Here is an 18,683-nt window from a genome sequence, read left to right as displayed (position 1 = left end):
TTTTATATAGGTTTACATAAGTCCTTTTCCTATTTTGAATATTTTATTCTTTTTATATAAGAATTTAAATATTTGATCTAATATTCCATTAATAAAAACTTTACTTTTATCCATACAAAAAATTTTTGTAATTTCTATGTATTCATTCATAGTTGCTTTAGGAGGAATATTCGGAAAATATAAAAATTCACAAATAGCCATTTGCAATATAATCAAGTCTATGATTGCTATTCTTTTTATATCCCAATTATCTGATGTCTCTTTAATTAAATCATTAAATTCTTCTCTATGAAAAATAGTGTTTCTATACAAATCAATAATAAATTTTTTATTATCGTTATTTTTATAAATGTTATATAATTTAAAATTTTTAGGTGTAGAATAATTGATAAATTGTAAGGTTTTACATACCATATTATGAGCTAAATATAAATCCTCTTCTCCATTAATATAATATAAATCTTCTATATATTCTATTAATTTTTTATTTGGAATTACAAAACTTTTATAATAGTTAATTAGAAACATTTTTTCTCCTTCAAAAGAAGAAGAGGATTGTCTGAAATCTTTTTTGAAAAAATTTGATTTTTTTTGCATTTCTTTTAATAATATAAAGATATATTCATCTTGTTGATTCCATAATATTTTTTCAGAATTTTTTGTATAGTGATATTCTTTTATTAAATATTTGTTTTTGGATAATATTTTTATCACTGAATTATATGCAAATTTTTGAGTGATTTCTGTTTGATAATAAAAATTTTTCTCCAAAACATTTTCTCTAATTTTTAAAATTAAATAAAGAAGAAAAATATATAAATGATGCAACAATTCAATATTTTGAAGCATTTTTTCTTCAACTTTATTTGAATCCATTTTAGATAAATGTTGAGCATATAAAAATTGTAAACTTCTTATTCTAAAGAGACGTCTTATTGACATTTTTTTATTATAATAATGTTGATTTTATGCACAATAAAATTTTTATAGTATGTATAATTATATAAATAAAAATCAAACTTAAAAAGTTTGTATTTTTGCATGTTATATGAGTGATTTATTTTCGTTTAGTAAACGATATTGCCAAAAATACAAATTACGTTTATGTATAGGATTTTTATTAATATTAATATCAAATTTTCTAACTTTATTTCCTATTCCATATATAGGAAAGTCTGTTAATACTATAAAAGATCTATTTACGAATTTTTCAAATGCATCAGATTCTTTTTCTTTAAAAAAAGATATTTGCATTTGTACCAGTATTATATTAATAATTCCAATTATAGGTGGATTTGTTAAATATCACATGCGACAATGTATAATTACTACATCTAGGATGATAGAATTTGATATAAAAAATGAAATTTTTTCACATTATCAAAAACTGAGTTTATCTTTTTATAAAAAAAATTCTACAGGGGATTTAATGAATCGTCTGACAGAAGATGTTTCTTTTATCAGACAATATATAGGTCCTGGAATGATGTATTTTTTAAATCTTTTTGTTCTTTTTGTCATGGTATTTATGCAAATGTTTCGCATTAATAAAATATTAACTTTTTATGTCATATTACCTATTCCTATTCTTTTTATTTCTATTTATTATATTAGTATTTATATTACTAATAAAAGCGAAGAAGTTCAAAATTTTCAATCTTTTATTTGTTCCTTTATACAAGAAACTTTTTCAGGAATTCACATCATCAAATCATTTGTATCCGAATCTTTTTTTCAAGAAAAACATAGGAAAATTATATTAAAATATCAAAAAAAAAATATAGAATTAGCGAAAATTGATACTATATTATCTTCTATTATTACATTTTTTATAGGAACTTGTCATTTGTTGATTCTTTTCTTTGGAGGAAAAAAATACTTTGATGGAGAAATAAAAGAAATTGGAACTATTGCCGAATTTTTCACATATATAAATATTTTGATTTTTCCTTTTATTATATTAGGATGGGTTGTTTCTATTGTAGAAAGAGCTAAAGTTTCACAGGTTCGTATTAACGAATTTTTAAAAGAAAAACCTGAAATATCAAATAATAATTTGATAAAAACAAAAATTTTTGGAGAGATTCAATTTAAAAATGTAAGTTTTTATTACGACAAAATAAATGATCAAAATCATATAGTTAGTAAAATATCCTTTACTTTAATGAAAGGAAAAACTTTAATTTTAACAGGAGAAACAGGATCAGGGAAAACGACCATAGGAAGATTAATTTCTCGTTTATATGACCCATCTCAAGGAGATATATTAGTAGATAATTTATCTTTAAAAAATCATAATTTATATGATTTTAGGAATCATATTGGTTATGTTCCTCAAGAATCTTTTCTTTTTTCAGATTCTATTTATAATAATATAGCTTTGGGAAGTGTCAATAAAGTAGCTCCGTGTAAAGTATATGATGCTGCTAGAATAGCTATGATAGAAAATGAAATTTTCAATTTTAAAAATGGATATGAAACTGTCATAGGAGAAAGAGGAATTACTTTATCTGGAGGACAAAAACAAAGAATATGTATAGCTAGAGCTATAATAAGAAATCCAAAAATTATTATATTTGATGATAGTTTTTCTTCTATAGACCAAAAAACTAGAAAATTGATTATTCATTATATTAAGAAAAAAATGAAGTATAGTACTATTATTATTATAACTCATGATACTTCTTATATTTCTGATTTTGATTTATTTATTGTTTTAAAAAATGGAAAAATATCAAGAATAGAAAATAAAAAATTTTTTTTGTGAAAATTTATTTCGAATAATTATATAGTACGGACCATTTTTTTTGTTTAGATTTGCTTAATTAGGATTATAATATTTTTTGAAATGGAAGAAAAAGAAAATATCAAAGAGAGAAATGAAATTTGTTCACGAACTCTAAAAACTGGTAGTCGAACTTATTTTTTTGATGCAAGAGAAACAAGAGCTGGTGATTATTATTTGACTATAACTGAAAGTAAAAAAAATTTTTCTGAAACAGGAGAAATAACTTATAAAAAGCATAAAATATATTTGTATAAAGAAGACTTTTCAAAATTCCAGAGTATACTTGATGATATGATTCGATTTATTATTAATGAAAAAGGTAGAGAAGTTATTTCAGAACGTCATCAAAAAGATTTTAAAAATCATACTACATACAATCAAGAAATTAAAGAGGGTCATAAAAAGGCATCAGAAATGAAAAATTTCACAAATATTAATTTTGAGGATATTTAATAAATATATTAGAGATTTGTATGTTGTTTAATTTTCTTTTGTGAATGTGAAGTTGTTTTTCTTGTTTTCAAAACAACGATCGTTTTTATTATGTTTAATGGAATATATGAAAAATTATATAAGTATAATGAATGATATTAATACTTTCATATTTGATGTGGATGGAGTATTGACTAATTGTACTTTAAATCTGTTTCCGGATGGAAATATGGTCCGTCAAATGTTTGCTAAAGATGGTTATGCTATACAATTAGCAAAAAAAAAAGGATATAATTTATGCATTATAACAAGAGGATCTGATCTAATGGTTTTTAAACGTTTGAGAAGATTGAATATTCGTTATATTTATCAAGGAGTAGATGATAAAAAAAAGTATTTAGATAAATATTGTAATATTTTAAATATTACTAAAAAGAAAATTCTTTATATGGGGGACGATATTCCTGATATCGAAATTATGAAATCAGTTGCTTTGCCTTGTTCTCCTATAGATGCGGTTCAAGAAGTTAAAGATATATCCAAATATGTTTCTCCTAAGAAAGGAGGGAGAGGATGTGTTAGAGATGTCATTGAACAAACTTTGAAAATTCAGAAAAATTGGTTTTGATTATATTTTAAAAAAAAATAGTGTCCTTTTACAAGACACTATTTTTTTATTTTTACATCACATCATTCCACCCATTCCTCCTCCTCCAGCTCCTGGCATTGGAGGTGCAACATTAGGTTCCTCTTTTTTTATTTCTGTTACAACACATTCAGTAGTTAATAGCATTCCTGAAACAGATGCAGCGTTTTCTAATGCAACTCTAGCTACTTTAGTTGGGTCTATAATACCTGCTACTATCATATTTTTATACTCACCAATTTTTGCATCATACCCAAAATCACCTTTTCCTTCTGCTACTTTAGCTACAACAACAGATCCTTCCCCTCCTGCATTAGCCACAATTTGACGTAAAGGTTCCTCGAGTGATCTTCTAACTATTTGTATTCCAGTATCTTGATCTACATTATCTCCTTTTTTATTTTCTAAAGATTTAATAGCACGAACTAAAGCTACACCTCCTCCAGCCACAATTCCTTCTTCTACTGCAGCTCTAGTAGCATTTAAGGCATCATCAACACGATCTTTTTTTTCTTTCATTTCTACTTCAGAAGCTGCTCCAACATATAATACAGCTACTCCCCCAGCTAATTTTGCAAGACGTTCTTGTAATTTTTCCTTATCATAATCTGATGTAGTAGATTCAATTTGAGCTTTAATTTGATCAACACGTGCTCTTATATCTTTTTTACTTCCACCTCCATTTACAATAGTAGTGTTATCTTTATCTATAATAACTCTTTCTGCTTTTCCTAACATGTGTAATTTGACGTCTTCTAACTTGCTCCCTGTTTCTTCTGAAATTACAGTTCCTCCTGTTAATATAGCAATATCTTCCAACATAGCTTTTCTTCTGTCCCCAAAACCAGGAGCCTTAATGGCTGCTACTTTTAAAGTTCCTCTAATTTTATTGACTACTAATGTAGCTAATGCTTCTCCTTCCACTTCTTCTGATATAATTAATAAAGGTTTTCCGGATTGTGCTACAGGTTCTAATATAGGCAACAAATCTTTCATTGCTGCTATTTTTTTGTCAGATAACAAAATTTGAGGTTGATCGAATTCTGTTATCATTTTTTCAGTATTTGTAACGAAATAAGGAGATTGATAACCTCTATCAAATTGCATTCCTTCCACTACATCTACAGATGTGTCTGTTCCTTTTGCTTCTTCCACTGTAATAACTCCTTCTTTTCCTACTTTCTCAAAAGCATCAGCAATCAAAGCACCTGTTTTTTCATCATTATTTGCAGAAATAGAAGCTACTTGTTTGATTTTTTCTGTGTTTCCTCCCACTTCTCTAGATTGTCTTTTAAGATCTATGATAACTACTTCTAAAGCTTTATCTATTCCTCTTTTTAAATCCATAGGATTAGCTCCAGCTGCTACATTTTTTAATCCTTCTCTGACAATAGCTTGAGCTAATACAGTTGCAGTTGTAGTTCCATCTCCTGCTACATCATTAGTTTTGGAAGCAACTTCTTTAACCATCTGAGCTCCAAGATTCTCTATAGAATCCTCCAATTCAATTTCTTTAGCAACAGTAACTCCATCTTTAGTGACTTGAGGTCCTCCGAAAGATTTTTGTAACACAACATTACGACCTTTTGGTCCCAAAGTCACTTTAACTGCATTAGCCAATGCATCCACTCCTTTTTTTAATTTATCTCTTGCTTCAATATCGAATTTAATATCTTTTGCCATAATTTTTAAATTTTTAATGAATTTACCTTTTTAATAAAGTTATATGAATCATATAATAGCTATAACATCAGATTCTCGCATAATAAGATATTCTTTACCTTCCCATTTTAATTCTGTTCCAGAATATTTACCGTACAAAACTCGATCTCCTTCTTTTAGACTCATAGGTTCATCTTTTTTTCCCCTTCCTACTGCTATTATAATCCCTTTTTGTGGTTTTTCTTTTGCCGTATCAGGAATAATGATACCTGAAGCAGTTTTGGTTTCAGCAGGATCAGGTTGCACAAGAACGCGATCTGCTAAAGGTTTAATCTTTACTTCCACCATATTATAAATAATTTTAAAGGTTAACGATTCTAATCGTTTAGAGCCAAAAACATGCCAAATGAAGAAAATTTCATATTGAAATCATATTAAATGTCATTATGACATATTCAATTTTAATAAAAAATTAAAAAATAGAGTCAAAAGAAATATCATAATAGATAAAAACCAAGTCACATTTTCCAAAAATGTATTTGTTCTTTTAATTCCAAAAAATCTGAAATTTTTTTCCATAAAAGATTGATGGATACTTTCTCTTTTTGGATTTTGTATTAGAATTACCAACATAAGTAAAAAACATATTATAACAATAAATAAGCTCAACATGATCATAGACGTATTTTTCATTAATATTACCAAAATATTACCAATTGTTATTAGAATCAAATATTTTATTATATACTTTGATTGTTAATTTTTCTATGATTTTATCAATAGTTTCTTTCGGAAAAAGATTTTTTTTATTTTTATAAAATTCTTCAGAAACAACAAAATTTTCTTCCCAATTTTTTTCTGGTTCATATTGATCTTTATAAGATATTCTTGCTGTAACCTTAATTTTTTTTAATGGATAATTTTCCATTGGAATGATTGCATAATTAAGAAACACCCCTTCTAAAACAGAATCACCATTTCTTAAAACTAAATTGGAAGGATTATGTTTCATAATATAATCTTCAACACTTCTTTTAAAATCAAAAGAAATGGATCTTTGAGGAATATTAACTACTTCTGAAAAAGTTCCTATTTCTATTGTTTTTTTTATATCTAAAAAAGAAGAATGATAACAACTAGTTAAAAATAATATGAAAATAAAGATAAAATTTTTATAAGCCATATTGTTTAATTTTTCTATATAATGTTCTTTCCGAAATACCCAATTCTTTTGCTGCTTTTCTTCTCTTTCCATTATTTTTTTTTAAAGCTTTTTGAATAAATTTTATTTCTCTCTCTTCTAAAGAAAAAGAAGATAACTCATTTTTAGATAAATCCTCTTCAACTTCTTCATAATCTAAATCTTCTTCAGATTTAGAAGAATCTTCTAATTGAAAAATTGAATTATCTCTATTATGAATCATTTTTCCAAATACTTTTTTCATAAGTTGTTGATTCTCTTCTATAAATCTAGTATTAGAATTATTTTTAATCAATTGAAAAGTAATATCTTTTAAATTATTCAAATTTTTTTTCATGTCAAATAAAATTTTATAAAGAAAATCTCTTTCTCTTTCATGAAAAGATGTTTGTATAACTTCATTGTCATGATTAGAAAAAGATACAGATGGAATATTTTCTGGAATATATTCTTTTAATTTATCTACAGAGATTTCACGTTTAGTTTCTACCACAGAAATTTGTTCTGTAAGATTTCTTAATTGTCTGATATTACCAGGCCAAGAATAGTTTTCCAAATATTTCAAAGACTCTTCATTAAGTGTTACTGGAGGCATATGATATTTTTCTGCAAAGTCATTGGAAAATTTTTTAAATAAAAATTTAATATCGTTTTTACGAAAACGTAAAGGAGGAACATTAATTTGTACTGTATTTAAACGATAATATAAATCTTCTCTAAACTTTCCTTTTTGTATTGATTCTGTCATATTTAAATTAGTAGCTGCAACAATACGTATGTTTGTTTTTTGGATTTTAGAGGATCCTACTTTAATAAATTCTCCTGATTCTAATATTCTCAGAAGACGAACTTGTGTGGTTAAAGGTAGTTCTCCTACTTCATCTAAAAAAATAGTTCCTCCATTTGCTCCTTCAAAATAACCTTTTCGCATGCTCGTTGCTCCTGTAAAAGATCCTTTTTCGTGTCCAAAAAGTTCACTGTCAATTGTTCCTTCTGGAATAGCTCCACAATTAACTGCAATGTAAGTATGATGTTTTCTAGAAGAATATTGATGTATAATTTTTGGAATAAATTCTTTTCCTACTCCGCTTTCTCCAAGAACTAATACAGAAATATCAGTAGGTGCTACTTGTATTGCCTTTTCTAAGGCTCTATATAAAGTATAATCATATCCAATGATTCCAAATTTTTTTTTTATATTTTGGATAGAAACGGATTCCATGTTTTTATTTTTTACATCATTTGCAATATTTTCCTATTAAAGTTGCAGATGTAGCATCTACTATTTCTACATGAGCTAAATCTCCTATATTTATTGAGGATTTTTTAGGAAAAACTACAGTTAGATTTTGTGTATTTTTTCCATACCAATGTTGACTATCTCTTTTTGATTCTCCTTCTATTAAAACTTCTTCTACATTTCCCAAATGTTCTTGCATTCGATCAAAAGAGTGTTGGGTTTGCAAATCAATAATTTCTTTTAGTCGTCTTTTTTTTGTATTTACAGGAACATTATCTTTTAATTTTCTATATGCATAAGTTCCAGGTCTAGGAGAATAAGAAAACATATATCCATAATTATATTTTATCTCATTCATTAAACTTATAGTTTTTTGGTGATCTTCTTCATTTTCATTACAAAATCCAGTCATAATATCATGAGATATAGAACATTCAGGTATTATATTTTTAATTCTTTTGACTAAAGAAAGATATTTTTCTCGTGTATATTTTCTATTCATTAATTTTAATATTTTATTGCTTCCAGATTGAACAGGCAAATGAATGTGTTTACAAATATTTTCATGTTTAGAAATCACTTCTAATACTTGATTAGACATATCGTGAGGATTAGATGTAGAAAACCTTATTCTCATAGAAGGAATTTCTTTCGCTAAAAGATCTAAAAGTTTTGAAAAATCTACAACATTAATATTTTCATTTTTTTGGTTTTGAATCATTTTTTTTTCTGTCCACAAATAAGAATCAACATTCTGTCCTAAAAGAGTTATTTCTTTGTATCCATTTTGATATAAACGTTTACATTCCTCTATTATAGAATATGGATCACTACTTCTTTCTCTTCCTCTAGTAAAAGGGACGATACAAAATGTACACATATTGTTACAACCTCTTGTTATACTTAAAAAAGTTGTTATTTTTTTATTATTATGTAATATTTGTAATGTTTTTACCAAACTGACATCTGCATAAGTTTCATCTTTTTTCGCATTATAAAAATAATGTTTTCCCATTACAGAATAATCAATAAAATTATGGATTTCTTTATAAGAATCTGGATTAACAAAAAAATCAACTTTTTTTTCTTGTAAAAAAGAATTTTTAATTTTTCTTGAAAAACATCCTATAATTCCAATCCAAATTTTTCTCTTTTTTTTGATAAATTTGAGTTGTTCCAATCTTTTCTTTATAGTTAATTCTGCTTTTTCTCGAATAGAACAAGCATTTAGTAATATTATGTTTGCTTTATTAAATTCAGATAAAATAAAACCATTTTTTAATAAAATTGAAACAATAACATGACTATCTGATATGTTCATTTGACAACCATAATTCTCAATATAAAAACTTTTTTTTTTCATAATACATATTTTTATAAAAAAAAACATAATGTCATTATGACATAAATACATACGAATTTATATACGAAGTATTTTTTTTGCTAAAAAAATCATATTTTTTTTTCCTGTAGATTTTTCTTGGACATTAGAAAGTTTTACTACTGATATCCATTTTTTTTTTGTAAAAGCTTTTACCATTTTTATTACAATATTCATTTTAGGGAAACCTACATCGTTCGTAAAATTGCTTCCTATTCCAAAACAAGCATTTATCTTATTTTTACAAAAAGAAGAAATATAAGAAACTTTATATGGATTTAGATTATCTGAAAATATAATTTTTTTTCTTATGGGATTTATTTTCAATTTTTTATAATGTTTTATAGTTTCCTTAGTAAAATAAATCGGATCTCCACTATCATGTCTGACTCCTTTAAAAATACTTGAAAGTTTTTTATTAAAATTTTTAAAAAAGATAGAAGAAGTGTATGTATCAGATAAAGCTACTCCTAAATTACCATTGTAAATGGTTAACCAATTTTCCATAGCTATACGATCAGCTATATTAAATCCATATTTTGCTGCATGAAACATAATCCATTCATGTCCTTGAGTTCCTATTGGTTTTATTGAAAAAACATGAGATAGATGAACATTACTGCTTCCTATAAAGAAAGGTTTTCCTTCTTTTTTTAAAATTTCCAATACCAATTTATGTATTCTATAAGAAAATCTTCTTCTTGTTCCATATTCTCCAATTTTAACTTGCAATTTTTTATACTTTTTTAATTTTTCTTTTGTTATACTTTGAATTTTCTTTTCCGATATATTTTGAGCTCCTGTTAATTTATAATATAATTCAGATATGATAGCCATTAAAGGTACTTCCCATAATATAGTTCTGCTCCATAATCCTTCTATGTACATTTGTATATTTTTACCTTCTTGAAAAATATTTACTTCTTTTGGGTTGTATTGATATTTATTTAAAAAATCTAGATAGGAGGAATCTAGATAGGGACAATATTGTTCTAAATAAATTCTTTCCTCTTTTGAAAGTTTTAAAAGAGCCATTTTGTTTAAATTTTCTTGAAGAATTTTAGCAAAATTTTTAGGAAAAGTGTGTTTTCCTCTATTTATAAATTCATATTTAGCTTTTGCTAGTGGAAATAGTTTAATTACAGCATTTTGCATTGTGAATTTATAAAAATCATTGTCTAATAATGATGAAACAATAGAAAAATTATTCATTGGTAAGATATTCTTTATAATTTTTAAAAAAACTTTCCAGATTAATATAAAAAATTTTCAATTTTTTAATAATAAAATGCATGATTATTTCAACTTCTTTTAGATTAAGTAGTATATTTTTCTTTATTTAGAAAAAATATTTTTCTAAATTTGCTTTTAATTAAAACAATTAATTTTTAATATGGACAATACGAAATTATACGTAGGTAATTTATCTTATGATATGACAGAACAAGAATTGAAAAAATATTTTGAATCTGTAGGAGAAGTAACTCATGCTAAAATAATTTTTGATGAATCTACATCAAGTAAAAGAAGTAAAGGATTTGGATTTGTAGAAATGTCTAATGAAGAAAATGCAAAACAGGCTATAGAAAAATTAAATGGAACAGAGTTTATGGGTCGAAATATCATTGTATCTGCAGCTAGGCCAAGAACAAAAAAAGATTATTAATCATTTTTTATGCGCTGACATCTGTTATTATTTTTTTAAAGTATATGGTTAATTAACACATACATTGAAGACATAAAATATCAAAATAATCTATGAAAAAATTAGATGGAACAGGTGTAGCGTTAGTTACTCCTTTTAAAAAGGATGGAAAAATTGATTTTAATGGACTTGAAAAACTTGTAAAATATGTTGTGAATAATAATGTTGATTATTTAGTCGCGTTGGGAACAACAGCAGAAACAGCAACATTAAGTTATGAAGAAAAATTGGATGTAGTAAAATGTATTCAAAGTTCGAATTATAAGAAAATTCCTGTAATTCTAGGAATAGGAGGAAATGATACAAAGGATGTTATAAAAAAAATAAATAGCATAAAAAATTTGTCAGATTTTTATGCTATTCTTTCAGTTTCTCCTTATTATAATAGACCCTCTCAGGAGGGGATCTATCAACATTTTAAATCAATTTCCAATTGTACAAAAGCAGATATAATTTTATATAATGTTCCTAAAAGAACAGGATCTAATATTATACCGGATACTGTTTTGCGTTTAGCTCATGATTATAAGAATATAATAGGAATTAAAGAAGCCTCAGGAAATATTTTACAGTGTTATAGGATTTTTGAGAAAAAACCGGAAAATTTTAATGTAATATCAGGAGATGATTTTACAATTTTGCCTTTTATATTAGGTGGAGGAAAAGGTGCAATTTCAGTAATTGCTCAAGGTTTTCCCAAAAAAATCTCTCATATGATATCCTTAGCTAAAAAGGATAATGCAAAAAAAGCCTTTTCTATTTTTTATGATATTATTAAAATAATAGATCTTGTTTATGAAGAAGGAAATCCTACAGGAATCAAAACTTTATTGAACATAATCGGAATATGTGATCCATATGTAAGATTACCATTACTAGAGGGAACTAATTCTTTAAGAGAAAAAATATTACATGCATTAAAATAAAGTAAGTAATTTATAACAATTAAGTTAATTGAATAATATGCTCAGTAAAAAAATACAACTAGGGTTAGTCAAACAATTGAATAGAGAATTGGAATCTTCTTTACTATATTTATCGATGGGTTCTTGGGTTGAAAGAAAAGGTTATGATGGAATATGTGAATTTTTGTATGATCATTCGAATGAAGAAAGAATGCATATGTTAAAATTGATTAGATATCTTAATAGAAGAGGAGGAGAAGTGACTTTAGATAAAATATTGATTGAAAATATAACATATCCGTCTTTAAAAGAATTATTTCTGAAATTATTTGAACATGAAAAAAAAATTTCTGATGAGATAAATTTATTAGTCGAAATTTCTTTGCGAGAAAAAGATTTTTTTACATATAATTTTCTTCAATGGTATGTTGAAGAACAGACAGAAGAAGAAGCTGTAAGCAAAATGATTTTAGATAAAATCGAATTAATAGGAGAAGACAAGGGGGGATTATATTTCTTCGATAAAGATATGAAGAATTTTCATAAAAATAAAAAATTTTGATTAGAATTATTTTAGTAATCTTTTTTATTTTCATTGGTTCTATTTTAGATTTAGAAGGATGTTTTTTTTTTCAGGATAAGAAATCGTTTTTGTCAGAAGAAGGAAGTTTTTTTGAAAAAGTGAAAAATCATTATTTATCATCTTTAGATTTTAATTTAGATCAAACAAAAACTGATGTTGCAATTGATAAACTGAATCAGTTTATTCAAAAATATCCTGATGGATCTAAAATTAAAGAAGCTTATAGGTTGCTTAATAATTTGTTAGAAAAAATAGAAAGAAAAAATTATTGTATTGCTAATTCTTATTTTTTGATGCATAGATATCGGGCTTCTTTAATTTATTTTCAAGATCTTATTAATGATTTTCCAGAGAGTAGTTTCAAAGAAAAAATTATGTATAAAATTTGTGTATCCCAATATCAACTTTCTAAAAAAAAAGATTTTGGAAAATCATATGAAAAATACATGGACAATTTTCCATATTCTTCTAATGCAAAAAAACTAAAGGTTTTATATAAAAAATTAAAACAATGAATTCTTTAAAAGAGATAAATGCTCCAATAAACACAGAAACTATAGATCGTATTCATCTGGAAAAACAATCTGGAAAAAACATATATGAAACTATATGCATTTTAGAAAAAATAAGTATAAAAATACATGATAAAATTAAAGAGGATTTAGATAACAAACTGGAAGAATTCAACATCATGAATAAAAATAATTTAGAAGAAATTTTTGAAAATAAAGAACAAATTGAATTATCAAAATTTTATGAAAAATTACCGAAATCTACATCTATTTCAATTCAATATTTGCTAAACGGGAAAATAAAGATTTAATTATTTATTTTACTTTGATAATCTTTTATAAATTGTTCTAGTCCTATATCAGTTAACGGATGATTAAACAAAGAATTGATAACTTTTATAGGAGAGGTTATAGCGTGTATCCCTATTTTTGCACATTCTATGACATGTAGAGAATGACGTATAGAAGCAGCTAATATTTTGGTTTTGAAAAAATAATTTTCATACACATTTTTTATTTCTCGTATTAATTTTAATCCATTGTAAGAGACATCATCTAATCTTCCTACAAATGGAGAAACGTAGTAGGCTCCAGCTTTAGCTGCTAAAAAAGCTTGTCCTGCAGAAAAAACAAGAGTGCAATTAGTTTTAATTCTTTTATTAGATAAGTATTGAATAGCTTGAATTCCGTTTTTTGTCATAGGTATTTTGACCACAATTCTTGGATGAAGAAGAGCTAGTTTTTCTCCTTCCTGAATCATATCAATATAATTACTACTGATAACTTCTGCACTTACATTTTCATCGTTTTTTAAACGTTCACATATAGATATGTAATGTTTTTGAATTTCTTTTTGATTGAAAAGAGATTCTTTTGACATTAAAGATGGATTTGTTGTAACCCCATCTAACATTCCTAATGATCTTGCCTGGTCAATTTCCTTTAAATTGGCTGTATCTATGAAAAACTTCATATTATTTTATTTTTAAACAAATGTAAAATATTTATATTTTTTTTTCTGTAAATTTAATGAATGTATGTTATATTATGTCTATGCATTTTGATGTTATTATTTTAGGTAGCGGACCTGGTGGTTACATTGCTTCCATACGTGCGGCACAACTTGGAATGAAAACAGCAATAGTGGAGAAAGAATCTATTGGAGGTGTTTGTTTAAATTGGGGGTGTATTCCTACTAAATCACTTTTGAACAGTGCTAAAATTTTACAATCCATAAAAAAAAATGGAGATTTATTTGGCATAAATCATGAAAATATTGAAATAAATTATGCTAAAATTATTTCTAAAAGTAGAAAAGTTGTAGATCAAATCAGAAAAGGAATTTCATTTTTAATGAAAAAAAATGGAGTTCATGTAATTTATGGAAATGCAAAATTAAAAAAAAGAAAAAGAATAGAAATTTTTAAGAACGAAAAAAGTACAGAAGAACATTCTGCTTCACACATAATTATTGCAACTGGTGCTATTCCTAAAATAGATGAAAAAATTAAGTATAATACAAAAAAAATTATAACATATAAAGAAGCATTATCTTTATCTTCGTTGCCGAAAAAAATGATTATTATAGGTTCTGGTTCTATAGGATTAGAATTCGCTTATTTTTATCATTCTATGGGAACCAAAGTTTCTATCATAGAAGTATGTCCTAAATTATACCCTAATGGTGATGATGAGATATCTGATTATTTGAAACGTTATTTTGATAAAATAGGAATAGAAAATTATGTGTCTTCTAGTATAAAGAAAATTGCTTATAAAAATAATGAAGTTGTTGTTGATGTTCAAACATCGTTTAAAAATATTGAATTAAAAGCAGATATTATTTTATACGCAATAGGAGTTATTCCAAATATTCAACATATTGGAATAGAAGAAATTGGAATTCAAACAGAAAAAGGATTTATAGTTGTAGATGAAAATTATCGTACAAATATAGGTGGATATTATGCTATTGGAGATGTTGTTCCAACCCCTTCTTTAGCTCATGTTGCTTCGTTTGAAGCCATAAATTGTGTTGAAAGTATTAAAGGGTTAAATTGTCATGAAATAGATTATAATAATGTTCCGAAATGTGTTTATTCACTTCCTGAGATAGCTTCAGTAGGTTATACAGAAAAAGAGTCTATAAAAAAAGGTTTCCAAATCAAAGTGTCTAAATTTCCTTTTAGCGCTCTTGGTAGAGCGATCACTGATGAAAATACTGATGGTTTTGTAAAAGTAATTTTTGATGATAAGTATGACGAATGGTTGGGATGTCATATGATAGGAGGTCATGTTACAGATTTAATTTCAGAAGTAGTAGTTGCTAGAAAATTAGAAGCAACCAGTTATGAAATTTTGAGTAGCATACACCCTCATCCTTCATTAAGTGAATCTATTGTGGAATCTATAGCTCATGCTTATGGAAAAGCTATTCATTTATAATTCAAAAATATATTTTTTGATATTTCCACATCATATCAATATTTTTATAATATTATTATAATATTATTATGTACTTAGTGTATATGTGGATAATTGGATAATAAAAAACTTCTTTTCTTAATTTCATTTTAGATCTAGTGTATTTCTTTACATAACATAAAATTCATAATTTTTATTGTTTTATGATACATATTATATTGTTTGGCCCACCGGGTTGTGGAAAAGGAACTCAAGCTCAAATTATATCAAAAAAGTTTGGTTTTATACATTTATCTACTGGAATGATATTTAGGGATCACATAAAAAGGCAAACTCATTTAGGAAAATTAGCAAGTTTTTATATTAATAAAGGAATATTAGTACCTGATATAATTACTACAAATATGTTAAATATAGAGATACAAAAACATTTGAAAGCTAAAGGAATTATTTATGATGGATATCCTAGAACTAGGAATCAAATTTTATCTTTAGAAGAAGTATTAAAAAAATTTTTTTTAGGAAAAATTGATATAATTTTTTATTTTTTTATTCAAAAAAATTTAATAATAAATAGATTATTAAAAAGAGGAAAAACAAGTCATCGTGATGATGATATAGATATTATGACAGTTCAAAGAAGAATAAAAGAATATGATAATGAAACTTCTATGATATGGAATAATAAAAAATGGAACAATAGTATAATAAAATTAAATGCATCTTTATCTGTAGAAAAAATTTCTACTTTGATAAACAATAAAATTATGAATTTATTATATTCATAATTATTTATGACATATGTATGATAAACGATTTTGTTGATTTTATAAAAATTTTTTGTAAAAGTGGAGATGGAGGAGCGGGTTTTGTTCATTTTTATAGAGATAGATCTATAACTAGGGGGGGTCCTGATGGGGGGACAGGAGGTAAAGGAGGTGATATTATTATTCAAGGAAATTCTCACATTCATAATTTTTTACATTTAAGATATCATAAACATTGGATAGCTCAATCTGGTTTTCCTGGAAAAAAAAATAACATAACTGGAGCAAAAGGAAAAGATATTTTAATAGAAGTTCCTGTAGGAACTGTGATAAAAAACGAAAAAAAAGATATAATAATGGAAATAACTAAAAATTTTCAGAAGAAAATTTTATTTGAAGGAGGAAAAGGAGGGAAAGGAAACACTTTTTTTAAAAATTCAATTCGTCAGTCTCCTTATCATGCACAACCAGGAATTAAAACAAAAGGAAATTGGATTTTTTTAGAATTAAAAATCCTATCTGATGTAGGATTCATAGGTTTTCCTAACACTGGAAAATCTACTTTGCTTTCTGTTATTACAAAAGCAAAACCTAAGATAGGAAATTTTGCTTTTACAACTAAAATTCCACATATAGGGGTGGTATATATCGATTATAATTCTTTTTTAGCGGCTGATATTCCTGGAATAATAGAAAAGGCTTCTGAAGGTAAAGGATTAGGCCATCGTTTTTTAAGACATATAGAACGAAATTCCGTTTTGTTATTTTTAATCTCCTCGGATACAAGAAACAAAAAGAAAGAATATTTTATTTTATTAAATGAATTGAAAAAGTTTAATTCAAATCTTTTAAATAAAAAACGTCTATTAGCAATATCAAAATCGGATTTAATAAATAACGAAGAAAAAAATAAGATAAAAAAATCATTTTTAAAATTAAAAGAAAATATCATTTTTTTTTCTTCTTTTACACAAGAGGGATTATCGGAGTTGATAAATAAATTGTGGAAATTAATCAGAGATAGAGATTAAGAGTAACAAAGTTTATGTTTTACAATATCTTTATCTATATTTAATGTGGATTGAACATCTTCAATATCGAACATATAGTCCAGAAATATTTTTTCACAAAAAGTTCGCAAGCCTCTAGCACCTAAACCTAATTTAAATGTTTTATCTACTATAATGTTTAATGCTTCGTCTGTAATATTCAAAGATATTTGATCCATACCAAATAATTTCTGATACTGTTTTATTAAAGCATTTTCTGGTTCTATTAAAATTTTTTTCAACATATTTTTGTTTAATGGATTTAAATAAGCAACAATAGGAAATCTTCCAATAATTTCAGGTATTAATCCAAATTTTTTTAAATCTTCAGAAAGAATATTTTTTAAATAATTTTTTTTTTTCTTTTTGTTTCTTTTATTATTAGTAATAAAACCTATGGACATTTCTTCTATTCTATCAGATACTATTTTTTCGATTCCATCGAAAGTTCCTCCAGCTATAAATAATATGTTTTCAGTATTTATTTGTATCATTTTTTGGTCTGGATGTTTTCTTCCTCCTTGTGGAGGTACATTAACCATAGATCCTTCCAATATTTTGAGTAGGGCTTGTTGTACTCCTTCTCCAGATACATCTCTTGTAATAGAAGGATTATTGCTTTTTCTGGAAATTTTATCTATTTCATCTAAAAAGATAATTCCTTTTTCCGCAGAATTTATATCATAATTAACGGATTGTAGTAGTTTTGTTAAAATAGATTCTACATCTTCACCTACATATCCTGCTTCAGTTAAAGTGGTTGCGTCAGCTATAGCAAAGGGAAGATTGAGTAGTTTTGATATGCTTTTGGCCAACAAAGTTTTTCCTGTTCCTGTTTTTCCAATCAATAATACATTAGATTTTTCGATTTCTATATTATTCTCATTTTTTTTGTTGTATTGAATACGTTTGTAATGATTGTAAACAGATACGGAAATAATTTTTTTTGCTTCATCTTGTCCAACAATATATTTATCTAAAAAAGATTTTATTTCTTTTGGTTTTTTTATTTTGATTGAATCTGAATCATTATCATTATCGTTATCATTGTTATTACTGTTAGGATTTTTTTTGCTGATATTGATGTTTTTTCCTAAAAATTTTTTATGAATTATGGAATAAGTTTTTTCTATGCAGAAATTGCAAATATGTCCATTAACTCCTGATATGAGAAAAGTAATATTGTTATCTTTATTCCTTCCACAAAAGTTGCATTTTAACGAATCTTCCATAAAACCAGACACTTTTAAAAGGAGCAAGCTTAACTACATCACATCGCTACAACCTGATTCCCTTTGCTGTGTTCCCACCCTGGAGGATTAATAGGGAGCTGATTGTGTAGGACTTGCTCCAAGTTTAGTAAATATAAAAAAAAAATTATAAATTCC

At 25.7% G+C, this 18,683-nt stretch carries 21 protein-coding genes and 1 other RNA gene; 11 read left to right on the top strand and 11 right to left on the bottom strand.

Going from position 1 to position 18,683, the window contains the following annotated elements; translation table 11 throughout:
* Window positions 1–12: 12 nt before the first annotated feature.
* Window positions 13–942, bottom strand: coding sequence for a transcription antitermination factor NusB (gene nusB, locus H0H55_RS02180; RefSeq protein WP_185861125.1), 930 nt, complete (start codon window positions 940–942; stop codon window positions 13–15).
* Between the two features lie 106 nt (window positions 943–1,048).
* Between nusB and H0H55_RS02175 the strand changes: the two genes are divergently transcribed.
* From H0H55_RS02175 to H0H55_RS02165, 3 genes are all read left to right on the top strand, one after another.
* Window positions 1,049–2,767 (top strand): ABC transporter ATP-binding protein, encoded by a 1,719-nt coding sequence (locus H0H55_RS02175; RefSeq protein ID WP_185861124.1) that lies wholly within the window; start codon window positions 1,049–1,051, stop codon window positions 2,765–2,767.
* Between the two features lie 81 nt (window positions 2,768–2,848).
* The gene (locus H0H55_RS02170; RefSeq protein ID WP_185861123.1) at window positions 2,849–3,241 is read left to right on the top strand and encodes a DUF3276 family protein; all 393 of its coding nucleotides are present in this window, start codon (window positions 2,849–2,851) and stop codon (window positions 3,239–3,241) included.
* A gap of 127 nt (window positions 3,242–3,368) precedes the next feature.
* Complete coding sequence (locus H0H55_RS02165; protein WP_394798759.1) at window positions 3,369–3,848, top strand: KdsC family phosphatase; 480 nt, start codon at window positions 3,369–3,371, stop codon at window positions 3,846–3,848.
* 57 nt (window positions 3,849–3,905) lie between these two features.
* Here H0H55_RS02165 and groL read toward each other — a convergent pair whose 3' ends face one another.
* From groL to pncB, 7 genes are all read right to left on the bottom strand, one after another.
* Window positions 3,906–5,549, bottom strand: coding sequence for a chaperonin GroEL (gene groL, locus H0H55_RS02160; RefSeq protein ID WP_185861121.1), 1,644 nt, complete (start codon window positions 5,547–5,549; stop codon window positions 3,906–3,908).
* A gap of 48 nt (window positions 5,550–5,597) precedes the next feature.
* Entirely contained in the window at window positions 5,598–5,876 is a 279-nt protein-coding gene (locus H0H55_RS02155) for a co-chaperone GroES (RefSeq protein WP_185861120.1), read from the bottom strand.
* Window positions 5,877–5,972: 96 nt separating this feature from the next.
* Window positions 5,973–6,161, bottom strand: coding sequence for a preprotein translocase subunit SecG (gene secG, locus H0H55_RS02150; RefSeq protein WP_238784148.1), 189 nt, complete (start codon window positions 6,159–6,161; stop codon window positions 5,973–5,975).
* 76 nt (window positions 6,162–6,237) lie between these two features.
* A complete protein-coding gene (locus H0H55_RS02145) occupies window positions 6,238–6,711 on the bottom strand; it encodes a hypothetical protein (RefSeq protein ID WP_185861118.1) in 474 nt (157 codons plus the stop codon).
* Entirely contained in the window at window positions 6,701–7,951 is a 1,251-nt protein-coding gene (locus tag H0H55_RS02140; RefSeq protein ID WP_185861117.1) for a sigma-54 interaction domain-containing protein, read from the bottom strand. Before H0H55_RS02140 ends, H0H55_RS02145 begins: the two co-directional genes overlap by 11 nt.
* A gap of 16 nt (window positions 7,952–7,967) precedes the next feature.
* On the bottom strand, window positions 7,968–9,332 hold the full coding sequence (gene miaB, locus H0H55_RS02135; RefSeq protein WP_185861116.1) for a tRNA (N6-isopentenyl adenosine(37)-C2)-methylthiotransferase MiaB: 1,365 nt from the start codon (window positions 9,330–9,332) through the stop codon (window positions 7,968–7,970).
* Window positions 9,333–9,389: 57 nt separating this feature from the next.
* Window positions 9,390–10,562, bottom strand: coding sequence for a nicotinate phosphoribosyltransferase (gene pncB / locus H0H55_RS02130; protein WP_185861115.1), 1,173 nt, complete (start codon window positions 10,560–10,562; stop codon window positions 9,390–9,392).
* A gap of 181 nt (window positions 10,563–10,743) precedes the next feature.
* On the opposite strand from pncB, the gene H0H55_RS02125 reads away from it, so the two are divergent.
* From H0H55_RS02125 to H0H55_RS02105, 5 genes are all read left to right on the top strand, one after another.
* The gene (locus H0H55_RS02125; RefSeq protein WP_185861114.1) at window positions 10,744–11,016 is read left to right on the top strand and encodes an RNA recognition motif domain-containing protein; all 273 of its coding nucleotides are present in this window, start codon (window positions 10,744–10,746) and stop codon (window positions 11,014–11,016) included.
* Window positions 11,017–11,108: 92 nt separating this feature from the next.
* The gene (gene dapA, locus H0H55_RS02120) at window positions 11,109–11,981 is read left to right on the top strand and encodes a 4-hydroxy-tetrahydrodipicolinate synthase (protein WP_185861113.1); all 873 of its coding nucleotides are present in this window, start codon (window positions 11,109–11,111) and stop codon (window positions 11,979–11,981) included.
* Window positions 11,982–12,018: 37 nt separating this feature from the next.
* Window positions 12,019–12,522, top strand: coding sequence for a ferritin (locus tag H0H55_RS02115; protein ID WP_185861112.1), 504 nt, complete (start codon window positions 12,019–12,021; stop codon window positions 12,520–12,522).
* Complete coding sequence (locus tag H0H55_RS02110; RefSeq protein WP_185861111.1) at window positions 12,519–13,058, top strand: outer membrane protein assembly factor BamD; 540 nt, start codon at window positions 12,519–12,521, stop codon at window positions 13,056–13,058. Before H0H55_RS02115 ends, H0H55_RS02110 begins: the two co-directional genes overlap by 4 nt.
* Window positions 13,055–13,366 carry a hypothetical protein gene (locus tag H0H55_RS02105; protein ID WP_185861110.1) on the top strand — a complete coding sequence of 104 codons (312 nt, stop codon included), beginning with the start codon at window positions 13,055–13,057 and terminating at the stop codon, window positions 13,364–13,366. Before H0H55_RS02110 ends, H0H55_RS02105 begins: the two co-directional genes overlap by 4 nt.
* Here the strand turns inward: H0H55_RS02105 and fsa are convergent.
* On the bottom strand, window positions 13,363–14,028 hold the full coding sequence (gene fsa, locus H0H55_RS02100) for a fructose-6-phosphate aldolase (RefSeq protein WP_185861109.1): 666 nt from the start codon (window positions 14,026–14,028) through the stop codon (window positions 13,363–13,365). The genes H0H55_RS02105 and fsa overlap by 4 nt on opposite strands.
* Before the next feature lie 80 nt (window positions 14,029–14,108).
* Between fsa and lpdA the strand changes: the two genes are divergently transcribed.
* From lpdA to obgE, 3 genes are all read left to right on the top strand, one after another.
* Window positions 14,109–15,500, top strand: a complete 1,392-nt coding sequence (gene lpdA / locus H0H55_RS02095; RefSeq protein ID WP_185861573.1) for a dihydrolipoyl dehydrogenase — start codon at window positions 14,109–14,111, stop codon at window positions 15,498–15,500.
* 182 nt (window positions 15,501–15,682) lie between these two features.
* Window positions 15,683–16,267 (top strand): adenylate kinase family protein, encoded by a 585-nt coding sequence (locus tag H0H55_RS02090; RefSeq protein ID WP_185861108.1) that lies wholly within the window; start codon window positions 15,683–15,685, stop codon window positions 16,265–16,267.
* A 17-nt stretch (window positions 16,268–16,284) separates the two neighbouring features.
* On the top strand, window positions 16,285–17,277 hold the full coding sequence (gene obgE / locus H0H55_RS02085) for a GTPase ObgE (protein ID WP_185861107.1): 993 nt from the start codon (window positions 16,285–16,287) through the stop codon (window positions 17,275–17,277).
* Here obgE and clpX read toward each other — a convergent pair.
* The gene (gene clpX / locus H0H55_RS02080; protein ID WP_185861106.1) at window positions 17,274–18,527 is read right to left on the bottom strand and encodes an ATP-dependent Clp protease ATP-binding subunit ClpX; all 1,254 of its coding nucleotides are present in this window, start codon (window positions 18,525–18,527) and stop codon (window positions 17,274–17,276) included. The genes obgE and clpX overlap by 4 nt on opposite strands.
* Before the next feature lie 18 nt (window positions 18,528–18,545).
* An RNA gene (gene ffs, locus H0H55_RS03135) (signal recognition particle sRNA small type) lies at window positions 18,546–18,646 on the bottom strand.
* Window positions 18,647–18,683: the final 37 nt, after the last annotated feature.

The organism is Blattabacterium cuenoti (assembly GCF_014251795.1).
Taxonomy (GTDB): domain Bacteria; phylum Bacteroidota; class Bacteroidia; order Flavobacteriales; family Blattabacteriaceae; genus Blattabacterium; species Blattabacterium cuenoti_AB.
Note: the sequence above shows the minus strand (reverse complement) of the source record. Positions and strands in the feature narration are given on the sequence as shown.